The following is a 13,177-nucleotide window of genomic DNA, read 5'->3' on the forward strand; positions in this document are numbered from 1 at the left end:
GTCCATCCCTCGCGATCAAGGCCTCCAAGGACCTATGCACCGCGCAACTTCAGGCCAGATGACATGCCACGAAATGCCCACCTGTGCCTTCCTTCAGCTCCGGCGCGGCTTCGGCGCAGCGGGGCTGGGCAATCGGGCAGCGGGTGTGGAAGTGGCAGCCCGACGGCGGTTTCATCGGGCTCGGCACGTCTCCCTTGAGGCGGATGCGGTTGCGCTTGAGCTTGGGATCCGGCACCGGCACGGCAGAGAGCAGCGCCTTGGTATAGGGATGCTGCGGATTGCGATAGAGATCGCTGGCCTTCGCCAGCTCGACGATACGGCCGAGATACATCACCGCGACGCGGTCGGAGATGTGCTCGACCACCGACAGGTCGTGCGCCACGAAGAGATAAGTGAGGTTCAGCTCGGCCTGGAGATCTTCCAGCAGATTGATGACTTGCGCCTGGATCGAGACGTCGAGCGCGGATACCGGCTCGTCGCAGACGATCAGCTTCGGCTCGACCGCGAGCGCCCGCGCGATCACGATGCGCTGACGCTGGCCGCCGGAGAATTCGTGAGGATAACGTCGCATGTGCTCGGCCTTGAGGCCGACCTTGACCAGCAAGCCCGCGACGCGTTCCTCCCGCTCCCTGGCATTGGCTGCCAGATTGTGGATGGTGAAGGCCTCGCCGAGGATGGAGCCGACCGTCATGCGCGGATTGAGCGAGGCGAACGGATCCTGGAACACCAGCTGCATGTTTCGCCGCATCGCGCGCAAATCGTTGCCGCCGAGTTGGCGCACGTCCTGGCCGTCGAAGGTGACTTCGCCGTCAGTCGGCTCGATCAGGCGCAGCACGCAGCGCCCCGTCGTCGACTTGCCGCAGCCGGATTCGCCGACGAGACCAAGAGTCTCGCCGCGATTGACGGAGAACGACACGCCATCGACCGCATAGACAGTGCCGACCTGGCGCGACAACAGGCCGCCGAGCACGGGGAAATATTTCTTCAGGCCGCTGACGCGGAGCAAGGGCTCGCTCATGCCGCGCCTCCCGATTGCGGATCGCCGAGATGACAGGCCATGCGGTGGCCCGGCGCAATCACGCGCAGCAGCGGCTCCTTCTCGGTGCAGACGTTCATGGCGAACTTGCAGCGCGGCGCAAAGCGGCAGCCGACCGGCGGATTGATCAGGATCGGCACCGAACCGCCGATTGCCTCGAGCCGCGTCTTGTGCTCGCTATCGAGATCGATGCGCGGGATCGACCGGATCAGGCCTTGCGTATAGGGATGGCGCGGATCGGCGAAAAGAGCGTCGACGCCGGCCTCCTCCACCACCTTGCCGGCATACATCACGACGACGCGCTGAGCCGTTTCGGCGACGACGCCCATGGCATGGGTGATCAGCATCACCGCCATGCCGAAGCGCTCCTTCATGTCCTGGAGCAGGTCGAGGATCTGCGCCTGGATGGTGACGTCGAGCGCGGTGGTCGGCTCGTCGGCGATGATCAGCTTGGGCTTGCAGGCCAGCGCCATCGCGATCATCACGCGCTGGCGCATGCCGCCGGAGAACTGGTGCGGATAGTTGTGCACACGGCCTTCGGCGTTCGGAATCTGCACCAGCTTCAGCATCTCGATGGTGCGCTCGAGCGCCTGCCTCCGGGTGACGTTCTCGTGGCGGCGCAGGCTCTCGGCGATCTGTTCGCCGACCGTGAGCACCGGATTGAGCGAGGTCATCGGCTCCTGGAAAATGAAGCCGATCTCCTTGGCTCTGATGTCATCGAGCTGTTTGCTCGTCAACGGCACCAGATCACGGCCCTCAAAGATGATCTCGCCGGCCGCGATGCGGCCCGGCGGCATGGCGATCAGCTTCAGGATCGACATTGCAGTCACGGTCTTGCCGCAGCCGGACTCGCCGACGACGCAGAGCGTCTCGCCCTTGTTGATGGTGATGTCGACACCGTCGACGGCCTGGAGGATGCCATCGTCGGTGGAGAAGTGGGTCTTGAGACCTTTGATCTCGAGCAACGGCACCATCAGATCACCCGTCGCGCATCGAGTGCATCGCGCAGACCGTCGCCGATGAAGTTGATGGCGACCACCGCGATGAAGATCGCGCCGCCCGGAAACAGGGCCCAGTGCGGGCCGATGTCGAGGAAGTCCTTGGCGTCGAACAGCAGCCGGCCCCAGGTCGGGGTATCGGGCGGGAAGCCGAGACCAAGAAAGGACAGCGTCGATTCCGCGATGATCGCGGCGGCAACGTCGATGGTGCCGGCGATGATGACCGGGCCGAGCGCATTGGGCAGGATGTGCTTCACCACCTGCCGCACCGGGCTCGCGCCGAGCGCACGCGCGGCCTCGACAAACTCCTTCTCACGGATCGACAGGAACTGTGCACGGACGAGGCGCGCCACCGGCATCCAGCGCAGGCCGCCGATCACGAGCACGATCAGGATGAAGATGCCACCCTCGGGACCGAACATCGCTTTCAGCCCGTCGCGAAACAGATAGATCAGCATCAGCAGCAGCGGCAGCTGCGGCAGCGACAGAAAGAGGTCGGTGAGCCACATCAGACCGTGCCCGAGCGCGCCGCGCGACATGCCGGCCAGCGCGCCAACCAGCGTGCCGATGACCACCGACACCAGCATCGCGGCAAGCCCGACGGCAAGCGAGATGCGGCCGCCATAGATCATGCGCGCCAGGATGTCCTGGCCGAGATCGTCGGTGCCGAAGGGATGGGCGAGCGACGGCCCCTGCAGGCCGGCGACGATGTCGATGTCGTTGATCTTGACGCGCCAGATCAAAGGGCCGACGACGACGGCCAAAATCAGAACGAGAAGCAGGAAGGCGCTGACCACGGCGAGCTTGTGGCGGCTATAGCGCCGCCACGTCTCGCGCCAGGGCGAGTAGACGCCCCGCTTAGCGGAGGGAGATGCGAGGATCAAGCCAGCCATACAGGACGTCCGCGATGAGATTGAACAGCACGACAAGGCAGGCGAAGACGAAAGTGACGGCCATCACCACCGGCGTGTCGTTGGAAAGGATGGAGGAGATCAGCAGCGATCCGATGCCAGGAATACGGAAGATCTGCTCGGTGACGATGGCGCCGCCGAACACGGCGGGCATCTGCAGCGCAATCAGCGTGACGACCGGGATCATGGCGTTGCGCATCACGTGCTTGACGATGACCTTGGCCTGGCCGAGACCCTTGGCGCGCGCCGTGGTGACGTAGTCAAGCCTGATGACGTCGAGCATCGCCGAACGGACGAAGCGCGTCATCGATGCCGCCTGGAACAGGCCGAGCACCGCCACGGGCATGATGGCCTGACGGATCATCTCCAGCACCCAGCGGATGCCGGTGGCCTTGATGTCGGTGGTGTAGACAAAGGGCAGCCAGTCCAGCGTCACCGAGAAGATTAGGATGAACAGGAGACCGGTGAAGAAGGTCGGCAGCGAGAAGCCGATGAAGGCGAGCGTATTCGCGATCTGGTCGAACAGCGAATAGGGCTTTGTGGCGGCGTAGACCCCGACGGGGATTGCGATCAGGAGCGCCAGGACCTGCGCGGAGCCGATCACGTAGAGCGTGGCCGGCAGGCGCTGGAGGATCAGCCTGTCGACGTCCATCCTGCTGACGAAGGAGAAGCCCCAATCCCCATGCGCCATGGCAGAGAGCCAGTGCAGGTAGCGGAGATAGATCGGATCGTCGAGGCCGAACCTGGCCCGAAGTGCAGCCTGCACTTCGGGTGGCACGTTCGGATTGGTCGCCAACTCCGAAAACGGATCGCCGGGCGCAAGAGCCAGCACGAAGAACAGGACCGCCGAAATGCCGAGCAGGCTCGGAATAGCGATCAGAAGGCGGCGCAGGACATACTGGCTCATGGGGAAGAATCCCGTCTATGCCCGCGCGATCATGCTCCCCTGTACCAGTCCTGGATGTTGTCGGTCCGGTTGGCCCAGCCCGAGACGACCGGCTGCAGCGTGGTGGCGCAGGCATCCACCGTCAGGCGGTGCATCACCGGGATGAATACGGTTTCCTGCCACAGCATGTCATTGCACTTGATGTAGAGCGCGGCCCGCTTGACCGGGTCGGTCTCGGTCTCCGCAGCCTCAATCGCGGCGTCGTAATCCTTGTTGACCCAGCGCGGGAAGTTCTGCCCTTGCCATTTGTTGTCTTTGCTGGCGATCTGGCTCGAGGTGTAGCGCTTCATGTGCAGCGCAGGATCCGGCTGCGTCATCGGGATCTGGAACTCCTCGATGTCGGTGTAGAACTTCGAGTAGGTGTCGGGATTGGCGACGTCGGAGGAGAAGAACACCGAGGCGACGACCGATTTCAGCTCGACGTCGATGCCCGCCTTCTGGCAGGCCTGCTTGACGATCGCCTGAGTCTTCTGGCGCGGACCGTTGATCGAGGTCTGGTAGACGAACTTCAGCTTCTTGCCGTCCTTCTCCCGGATGCCGTCGGCACCGGCCTTCCATCCGGCCTTCTCCAGCAGCGCGATCGCCTTGTCGACGCTGAACTCCCATTTGGTGTTCTTGGACACGAAGTCGTCGGGACCATTGAGGTAGTTCGCGGTGGTGCGACCGGCGCGGCCGTAAATCGCCTTCTTGACGGACTCGCGGTCGACCAGCAACGCGAGCGCCTGACGGACCGCGAGGTCCGACAGAATCGGGTGCTTGGTCTTCATCGAGGACCGCTCACCATCGACCTCGGTATTCGGATCGGTGAAGTTGATCGCAATGAACTCGATGTCGCCGCCCACGGCATAGGTGGTCTTGCCCTTGCCACCCTTCTCGAGACGCAGCAGCACTTCGTCCTCGACCTGCATGTTCCAGGCGAAATCGAACTCGCCGGTCTGGATCACCGCTCGCGCCGCGGAGACGGCATCGCCGCCCCCCTTCATCTCAATGGTGTCGAAATGTGGACGGTTGGGCATGTGGTAGTCGGGATTGAGCTCACCGCGGATCAGGTCGCCCGGCTTGAACTCGACGAACTTGTAGGGGCCGGTGCCGACCGGAGCCAGGTTGGCCGGCGCTTCGCGGGACTTCGATCCCTTGTAGTCCGCAAACAGATGTTTCGGGATAACGCATCCATAGGCGCCGACGAACGCATTCGCCCAGAACGGAGTCGGATTCTTGAACAGGATACGGATGGTCAAGTCATCCACCTTTTCGACCGTCATGTCGGCATAGGTGCTGATGGAGACGGCCGCCGTGGCAGGGTCGCTGACATAAGCCCAGGTAAAGACGAAATCGTCGGCCGTCAGGGGTTTGCCGTCGTGCCATTTGACACCGGGCTTGATCTTCCAGGTCACCGACTTGCCGTCAGCGGTAAGGCCGCCATTCTTGATTGACGGGATCTCGGCGGCGAGGATCGGATTGAGGTGGCCGTCGACATCCCAGCTGGCGAGCGGCTCATAGAACAGACGCGAGCCATCCTGATCCTTGGTGCCGGTGGCGAAATGCGGATTGAGCAAGGTCGGTCCTTGCCACCACAACAGCTTGAGCGGGCCACCGCCGCCGCGCTTGGTCGGGGGATATGGCGACGGGCTCTGGGCCATGGCGACGCCGCCGATGGCGAGAATCTGATTCGCCAGGGGGGCGGTGAGGCCGACCGCGGCCAAGCGCTGAATGAAGGCGCGGCGATCCATCCGCCCGTCCTTCACCTTACCGATCATCGAACGCAGTTCTTTGTCCAGCATGGTTGTCCCCCGTCTGGTTCCCATATGCTTGTAGGCGGCCGCGCGGAACGGCCACCGGGTTTTGGCTGGCGGTAGATGGCACACCGAATAGGCCGCACGTCAACTGCAGCCGTGTGTGTGCAAACGATGTTCTGGCTGTCTGTTGGGCAAAACTTCATTCCGCAGCCCAACGGTTCGGCATACCAGCGCCAAAATCCGCTGGAAACCTAGTTGCACTGCGAAAAATTTGTTCGCGAGATCAGACGAAGTATCGAGATGGAATTCTACGCTACGGACATATTGAGCGGCGGCGCGACGTGGTCCGGCAGCGGGCAGACATAAGGCGTCTTGGCCGTCCGCTTCGTCAAATCGGCCTTCGCAGCCTTGATCAGTTCCGGTTCAGTCAACGCCTTGATGCCGAGGCCGGCCATAGCCTTGGCCGCCTGCACCATCGCCTTGTGGGCGTGAGCGCTCTTGCCCTGCGCCACCACCTGCCAAGTGTGGAACGGCGTGCCGATTGCAACCGTCGGTGCGTGTACCTGCACGGTCGGCACGACCCAGCTGACATCACCCACATCGGTCGAACCGACTAACGGGTTGCGCTTGGCATCCAGCGGCACCAGGAAGTCAGCCAGCGGCCGCTCCGTCGGCTCCATGCCGATCGCGTAATAGACCGACGCGATGTCCTTGTCGGTCAGCGTCGCGCGGATCTCGCTGGCAAAGCCCTTGTCGGTGTCGTCGAAATGCGGCGGTCCGAGTTCTTCCATGACCCGATGCAGCGCCTGCTCCAGCGGCGTGTTCGGCAGGATGTTGGAAACCGCGGAGATGATCTTCATCTCGACCTTGGTCTCGGTCATCAAGGCCGCGCCCTCCGCGATCTTGCTGACGCGCCCGACGAGCTCGTTCATGCCGGGAAGGTCCCGGGCGCGAATGGAATAGCGCACGCGGGCATGGGCCTGCACCACGTTGGGCGCAATGCCGCCGGTGTCCAGCAGCGCGTAATGCACGCGCGCATCGCTCGGCATGTGCTCGCGCATGTAGTTCACGCCGACATTCATCAGCTCGACCGCGTCGAGCGCGGAGCGGCCGAGATGGGGCGAAGCCGCCGCATGCGAAGTGCGGCCGGTGAAGGTGAAGTCGGCGCGGGTATTGGCGAGCGACGGCGTCACCGCGACTTCCCAGAAACTGTGCGGATGCCAGGTAATGGCGATATCGGCGTCCTCGAACGCGCCCGAGCGCACCATGAAGGCTTTGGCCGCGCCGCCTTCTTCCGCCGGGCAGCCGTAATAGCGCACGCGGCCGGGCACCTTGTTTTCGGCGAGCCAGTCCTTGACCGCGGTCGCAGCGAGCAGCGCCGCCGAGCCGAGCAGATTGTGACCGCAACCATGACCGTGACCGCCGGTCTCGACCGGACGGTGTTCGGCAACACCCGCCTCCTGGCTGAGGCCTGGCAGCGCATCGTATTCGCCCATGAAGGCGATGACCGGGCCGCCCTCGCCCCATTCGCCCATCACCGCCGTCGGAATACCCGCCACCTTCTCGGTGATGCGGAAACCCTGGTGGCGCAGCTCAGCGAGATGCTCGGCGGACGAGCGCGCTTCGGTGTAGCAGACCTCGGGCATGCCCCAGACCTTGTCGCTGAGGTCGATGAAACGCCCCTTGATCGTGTCGATGCCACGCCAGATGTCGCTGCGATTGTCCATGGTTGCCGTCCGTGATCTCTTGGTCAAGCGAAGCGGCAACCGTTAGCAGCTTCATTGAAGCCCGCCTAGCACCTCGCGGGACAGCAGCCATGCGGTTCGTGCCGAATGGCCAACCGCCACCGACTTTGGGCGAACAATTTGTGTCATCTTCGGAAATTCGCGTCACGACATCTGGAATAGTTGCGGTCAAGTCTTTCAAGATGGCCTCCTCCGGCCTAAATTATGCTTGCTTCGCGCGTTGTTCCGCAGCCACAGCGGAGCGATGCTCTCAGCCAGGAGAACTCCATGACCGTTCTGACCGAATGGAGAGTGCCGCCGGCAAATCAGCCGCGAGCGAGCGACTACGGTTTCGACCTCGACCGTGCGCTCGCTTCCATCGTCGGCCTCCACGCTATCATCCCTCCGGACGCCTTCAGTGCGGAAACGCTCGGCACCGAGCGCGCCGGCAACGGCGTCGTGATCGATGACGGGCTGGTGCTCACGATCGGCTATCTCATCACCGAGGCGGAATCCGTCTGGCTTCATCGCGGCGACGGACACGTCGTGGAGGGACATGTGCTCGGCTTCGATGCCGTCACCGGCTTCGGCCTGGTGCAGGCGCTCGGACGGCTCGACGTCGAGCCGCTGCCGCTCGGCTCCTCGGCGGGCGTCAGGCTCGGCGACCGCGTCGTGGTCGGCGGCGCCGGTGGTCGGACGCGTTCGGTCGCAAGCCAGATCGTCGCCAAGCAGGAATTCGCCGGATACTGGGAGTATCTGCTCGACGAGGCCTTGTTCACTTATCCCGCCCATCCGAATTGGGGCGGCACGGGACTGATCAACGAGCGCGGCGAATTGATCGGCATCGGCTCGCTCCAACTCGATCGTGAACGCGACGGCAAGGCCGAACACGTCAACATGGTCGTGCCGATCGACCTGTTGAAGCCAATCCTCGACGACCTGCGCAAATTCGGTCGCGTCAACAAGCCGGCGCGGCCATGGCTCGGGCTCTATTCGACCGAAATCGACAACCGCGTGGTGGTGATCGGCATCTCCGCCAACGGTCCGGCTGCCCGCGCCGAGCTCAAGACCGGCGACGTGATCCTTGCCGTTGACGGCGAGAAGGTCACGAGCCAGACGAGCTTTTACAAGAAGATGTGGTCGCTCGGCGCTGCCGGCGTCGACGTGCCTCTCACCGTGCATCATCAGGGCAGCGCGCATCATGAAGGCGTCACCTTCGACGTCACGGTGACGTCGACCGATCGCTTCAAGCTTCTGAAGGCGCCGAAGCTGCATTGATCCAGCCAAAGGAAGCAGCCATGACCGAGGCCGTCGTTGACGACATCGTGGCCGTGCTGCCGCCATTGCTCAATGCGCTGGAAGCGCTCGGCTACTTCGCCCGGCACTTGCATCCGCCGGCCTTCGGCTCGGTGATGAACGCAATCGGCGCGCCTGACGATGCGTTGCAAAGTGCGCACGCGGCGATCGGAGAATGGCCGGAGCAGTTCACCGGGCTTCGCGAGCGGCTCGATCTCGCCTGCAAAGAGACGCTTACTGCATTTGCCGGCATCCGCGATGTCGAGCGCGGCAATGGCGATCTCGTCTCTGTCTTCCGCGCGATGCGCCATCTGCCGCGCGCGCAAGAGGCGCTTTATCCGCTGTCGGTGCAATTCCCGCCAGTGAGCAATTTCTTCCTCAACATCTCCAATCGCGGGAATGAGGAGCTGCTATCACGACTAGAGGCCGGGGCCAGCGAGCACACCGGCATCTTCCACGATCACAATGAGCCCAGCAGCCGTGGCGGCTTCTCGGTCTACGTGCCCGAATACTACACGCCGGATCGCGCCTGGCCGCTGGTGATGGCGCTGCATGGCGGCAGCGGCAATGGCCGCGGCTTCCTGTGGAGCTGGCTGCGCGATGCCCGCAGCGTAGGCGCAATCCTGGTGGCGCCGACGGCGACGGGGCAGACCTGGGCGCTGATGGGTGATGACACCGACACGCCCAATTTGATGCGCATCCTCGAAGCCGTCCGCGGTCGCTGGACCGTCGACGCCTCACGCATGCTGCTATCAGGCATGAGCGACGGCGGCACCTTCTGCTATGTCAGCGGACTCGATGGCGCCTCGCCCTTCACCCATCTCGCGCCGGTGTCGGCGACATTCCATCCGTTGATGGCGGAGATGGCCGATGCTACGCGGCTTCAGAGCCTGCCTGTTTTCATCACCCACGGCAAGCTCGACTGGATGTTTCCGGTGCAGACCGCGCGACAAACGCAGGCGGCACTCACTGCCGCGGGCGCCGATGTCTTCTATCGCGAAATCGACGATCTCAGTCACACCTATCCGCGCGAGATCAACGCGGAGCTGTTGGAGTGGCTGAACGGGGCGTGAACGAAGTGTCCTTACCCGCGCCGCACTGTCGCGGAACCATCACTCCGGGCCGACGTTATCCGCCCGACACACCGGAGGGTTCGCTATGCAGACTTTTCTCGGAATGATCCTGGGCGCGCTGCTGCTTGCTTGCGGCGTCTATGTCTATGATTCCATGCAGACGTCGTCAGTCGCCAATGGCGAGGTCGCGATCACCAATCGCACCATCGTGAACTGGGACGTTGCGAAGGCCGATTGGGACCTGCTGCGCGATCGCGCGCACAAGGACTGGGTCCGCATTTCATCGAAGTGATTCGATCGACCGGACATGAACAAGGCGCCGTCGCGGATCCGCGGCGGCGCCTTTGTCTCGGCCGCGATCAGCGCGGCAACAGATCAGTTCATCTTGGCCTTGCGGGCGTCGGCGATGACCTGCTCGAACTCGTTCATGCTGAGCACGCCGGGGACGCGGTACTTGCCGACGATAAAGGACGGCGTGCCGTTGAAGCCGAAAGCTTCGGCCTGCTCGTTGTTGCGCTTGAGGATCGCGTCGATGTCCTTGGCGTGCGCGGTGAGGTCGCCCTTGAGGCGGTCCATGTCGACGCCGACGGAGGCGAGCAACTCGCTGATGCGCGATTCGGTCAGGCGAGAGCTGACGCCCATCATGGCGTCATGGGCCTTGTGATACTTGTCCTGGTATTTCGCGGCGAGCGCGATACGGGCGGCCGTCACCGAGACCGGCCCGAGGATCGGCCAGTCCTTCAAGACGAGCCTGACCTTGCCGTCGTCCTGGATGACCTGGCGCAGCTCCGGCTCGAGCTTGCGGCAATAGGGGCAATTGTAGTCGGACCATTCGATGATGCTGATGTTGCCATCGGGATTGCCGGCAACGGGAACGTCGGGATCGCGCAGCACCTTGGCTTCGGTCAGCACCTCGTCACCACCGGTGGCCGCGCGCGCCAACGTCATCCTGCCGGCCGCAAGGGCGCCCGCGCCCATCAACGTCAGCGCCGTTCGGCGCGTCGGCGAAAGTCCCTTATTCCTGTATCCAGCCATATCTTGTCCCCTTTCGGTCCCATCTTTCGCAAATACGCGTCGGGACCGGGAGTTGCTACAGACCATATAGAGTGTCACGGGGACGATGTCATCGCACCGGTAGGGTCACCACCAGGGGGACTAGGAACGCGGTCACCAAAGCGTTCAGACTCATGGCGATGCTGGTGAGCATGGCGCATCAAGGGATGCGCCGCGGGGCTTGTCAATTGCCGCTAGGCGCGGTCTGCGCGCGGTTCATGCGAAGCGGTTGCACGAGGCAACATCGCCATCAGCGTGCCGGTCATCGTGGCGATCAGCGTGGTCTTGCCCTCGTGTTCGGCAAAAGCTCTGGCTTCGCAGAAGGTCAGCGTACGGCCGGGCTTGATCACCTCGGCTTTGAAGACAAAGCGTTCGCCACGGGCGGGCGCAAGCAGCGTGGTCTTGAACTCGACCGTGAGGATATCAGCCTCTGACGGCATCAGCGTGAAGGCGGCGACGCCGCAGGCGTTGTCGAGCCCCGCGGTGATGATGCCGGCATGGACAAAACCGTTCTGCTGCGTGAGGGCGGCCGAATGTAGCATGGCGAGCTCGACCTCGCCTGGCGCGAGGCGGACGATCACGATGCCGAGCGTGTGCATCGCCGACTGTCCCTCGAACATCGCGATGGCCGCTGCACGATAGCCTGGGTTCTTCGGCTCGAACGCAGCCATGGCTCAGGCCTCGACCGGTTCGACAAGATATCGCAGCGCTGTCTCGCGGACGGTTTCCGCGAACGGTGCGGATTTGCGCAGGCTGCGGTCCATATGCACGGCCGTGATCTCGCAGAGCGCGGCGATCTCGCTTGTTTCGGCGTTCGTCATCTCGTGCCGGAAGCGGATCGACTTTTCGCGCAGCTCGAGCAGGTGACTGCGGACCTGAATGATGTCGCCGGCGAGCAGCTCGCGCTTGTAGGTGATGTTCTGCTGCACCGCGGCCATGCCACGGCCGGAGATGCGCAGATAGCTGGGCGTCAGCCCAAGCCGGGCGAACAGATTCCAATTGGCTTCGTCGAATTTGCCGACATACCACATGATGTTCATGTGGCCGACATGATCGCACTGCCAGGGATAGACCGTGCCGCGATAGGTCGCCTCCTGCTCCACCATCATTCCCCGCCCTGCCCGTGTCTAGATTTTTGATACGGTAGCGTATCAAGCGTGGGACGCGTTAGCAATACGGCAGCGTATCAAGAACCGGTGAGGCTTCTTTCATGAACGACGGCAAAGGCGACGTCTGGGTCGAGGCAGGGTTCAAGGAGCTTGCCCGTGCAGGTGTCGAGGGTGTCAGGGTCGAGGTGCTCGCCAAGAATCTCGGCGTCACCAAAGGCGGCTTCTACCGCCGCTTCGCCGACCGCGCTGCGCTGCTCGAGGCCATGCTGGTGCACTGGCGCGAGGGCCGTTCGGCCTCGATCGCGCAACAGACCAGCCTCGACGGCGAAGCCCCCCGCGAGCGGCTGAAGGCGGTGATCCAGCTCTACTCCGAGCGACTCAATCCGGAAGGCATGGCGATCGAGCTCGCGATCAGGCAGTGGGCGCGTTCAGACGATAGCGCTGCGGCGGCGGTCGCCAGTGTCGATGCGGCGCGGCTCAAGCACGTCGCCGAACTCTATCGCGCGACCGGCCTAGAAGCCGAGGAGGCCGAGGCGCAGGCCTTCCTGTTCTACTGCTTTATCTTCGGCCAGAGCCTGTTGTTCGTCGAGCGCGGCCCACGCAAGCGGTCACAGCTCGTGGCGAAATCGGCCGAGAAACTGCTGAACTAGAGCATGATCCGGAAAAGTGTGCAGCGGCTTTCCGAAAAGATCATGCTCAAACAATAATCTGCAAGAGGCCGGAGCCTGGCTCCGGCCTCGACGTCATCGTGAAGCCTCAGGCCGCGCCCTTCAGCTTCTTGTTGCATTCGCTGTAATAGCCGCCGCCCTTTTCGATCCACTTCATGCCGCCATTGCCGTTGGTGGTCTTGTTGGCATTGTACTGGTCGACACAGGTGTGCAGGCGGGCCTTGCCGGCGGTCTCCTTGGCGTATTTCGGGTCGACGGCGTTCGGGAAGATCGCGGGACCGGCCGGCATGGTCGGCGCCGGAGCAGCAGCGGGCGCGGCCTCCTTCTTCGCCGTCGTGGTCGGCGCTGGGGCAGGCGGAGGTGCGGCGGGGGCAGCTGCGGTCGGCGCAGCAGCAGGCATGGCGTCGGCGCCGCACTGGGCCTTGCGGAAATCATTCCACTTCATGGTGCCGAGCGAGCCGTCCTTCTTGGCGGCCTGATATTTCGCGCTGCACTCCTGCGAGGTCAACGCCTGGGCCGGTGCGCTCGCCACCAGCGCGGCAACGCCCGTTACCGCAATTGCACACAACAATTTCGCTTGAATGGTCATCCTTGGTCTCCCTCAGGGAAGCAAAACGAGGATTGCTA

The 13,177-nt window shown here is 63.5% G+C and carries 14 protein-coding genes; 4 read left to right on the plus strand and 10 right to left on the minus strand.

The genetic code is table 11. The annotated features are described in order from the left end of the window. Positions 1-49: 49 nt before the first annotated feature. The 6 genes from L6639_RS23115 to L6639_RS23140 form a co-directional block, all read right to left on the minus strand. On the minus strand, positions 50-1,018 hold the full coding sequence (locus L6639_RS23115) for an ABC transporter ATP-binding protein (protein ID WP_237863938.1): 969 nt from the start codon (positions 1,016-1,018) through the stop codon (positions 50-52). Beyond that, positions 1,015-2,010, minus strand: a complete 996-nt coding sequence (locus tag L6639_RS23120; RefSeq protein ID WP_237863939.1) for an ABC transporter ATP-binding protein — start codon at positions 2,008-2,010, stop codon at positions 1,015-1,017. The genes L6639_RS23115 and L6639_RS23120 overlap by 4 nt, the downstream gene beginning before the upstream one ends. Then, entirely contained in the window at positions 2,010-2,927 is a 918-nt protein-coding gene (locus L6639_RS23125) for an ABC transporter permease (RefSeq protein WP_237863940.1), read from the minus strand. Before L6639_RS23125 ends, L6639_RS23120 begins: the two co-directional genes overlap by 1 nt. Continuing rightward, entirely contained in the window at positions 2,893-3,852 is a 960-nt protein-coding gene (locus L6639_RS23130) for an ABC transporter permease (protein ID WP_237863941.1), read from the minus strand. The genes L6639_RS23125 and L6639_RS23130 overlap by 35 nt, the downstream gene beginning before the upstream one ends. Before the next feature lie 29 nt (positions 3,853-3,881). Continuing rightward, a complete protein-coding gene (locus L6639_RS23135; protein ID WP_237863942.1) occupies positions 3,882-5,672 on the minus strand; it encodes a peptide ABC transporter substrate-binding protein in 1,791 nt (596 codons plus the stop codon). A 263-nt stretch (positions 5,673-5,935) separates the two neighbouring features. After that, a complete protein-coding gene (locus L6639_RS23140) occupies positions 5,936-7,354 on the minus strand; it encodes a M20 family metallopeptidase (RefSeq protein WP_237863943.1) in 1,419 nt (472 codons plus the stop codon). Positions 7,355-7,639: 285 nt separating this feature from the next. Here L6639_RS23140 and L6639_RS23145 point away from each other — a divergent pair, with 285 nt between their 5' ends. From L6639_RS23145 to L6639_RS23155, 3 genes are all read left to right on the plus strand, one after another. Then, the gene (locus tag L6639_RS23145; protein WP_237863944.1) at positions 7,640-8,629 is read left to right on the plus strand and encodes a S1C family serine protease; all 990 of its coding nucleotides are present in this window, start codon (positions 7,640-7,642) and stop codon (positions 8,627-8,629) included. 20 nt (positions 8,630-8,649) lie between these two features. Beyond that, the gene (locus tag L6639_RS23150; RefSeq protein WP_237863945.1) at positions 8,650-9,720 is read left to right on the plus strand and encodes a carboxylesterase family protein; all 1,071 of its coding nucleotides are present in this window, start codon (positions 8,650-8,652) and stop codon (positions 9,718-9,720) included. A gap of 85 nt (positions 9,721-9,805) precedes the next feature. After that, positions 9,806-10,012, plus strand: coding sequence for a hypothetical protein (locus tag L6639_RS23155; protein ID WP_237863946.1), 207 nt, complete (start codon positions 9,806-9,808; stop codon positions 10,010-10,012). Between the two features lie 83 nt (positions 10,013-10,095). Here L6639_RS23155 and L6639_RS23160 read toward each other — a convergent pair whose 3' ends face one another. From L6639_RS23160 to L6639_RS23170, 3 genes are all read right to left on the minus strand, one after another. Continuing rightward, positions 10,096-10,755, minus strand: a complete 660-nt coding sequence (locus L6639_RS23160; protein ID WP_237863947.1) for a DsbA family protein — start codon at positions 10,753-10,755, stop codon at positions 10,096-10,098. 212 nt (positions 10,756-10,967) lie between these two features. Then, positions 10,968-11,444: a PaaI family thioesterase gene (locus L6639_RS23165; RefSeq protein ID WP_237863948.1), complete on the minus strand. Its 477-nt coding sequence runs from the start codon at positions 11,442-11,444 to the stop codon at positions 10,968-10,970. Positions 11,445-11,447: 3 nt separating this feature from the next. Further along, positions 11,448-11,876, minus strand: coding sequence for an acyl-CoA thioesterase (locus L6639_RS23170; RefSeq protein ID WP_237864359.1), 429 nt, complete (start codon positions 11,874-11,876; stop codon positions 11,448-11,450). Positions 11,877-11,983: 107 nt separating this feature from the next. On the opposite strand from L6639_RS23170, the gene L6639_RS23175 reads away from it, so the two are divergent. Further along, a complete protein-coding gene (locus L6639_RS23175) occupies positions 11,984-12,532 on the plus strand; it encodes a TetR/AcrR family transcriptional regulator (RefSeq protein ID WP_237863949.1) in 549 nt (182 codons plus the stop codon). Positions 12,533-12,638: 106 nt separating this feature from the next. Here L6639_RS23175 and L6639_RS23180 read toward each other — a convergent pair whose 3' ends face one another. After that, positions 12,639-13,139, minus strand: coding sequence for a hypothetical protein (locus L6639_RS23180; RefSeq protein ID WP_237863950.1), 501 nt, complete (start codon positions 13,137-13,139; stop codon positions 12,639-12,641). Positions 13,140-13,177 lie beyond the last annotated feature (38 nt).

Origin of the sequence: Bradyrhizobium zhengyangense (assembly GCF_022012555.1) — a bacterium.
Taxonomy (GTDB): Bacteria; Pseudomonadota; Alphaproteobacteria; order Rhizobiales; family Xanthobacteraceae; genus Bradyrhizobium; species Bradyrhizobium zhengyangense.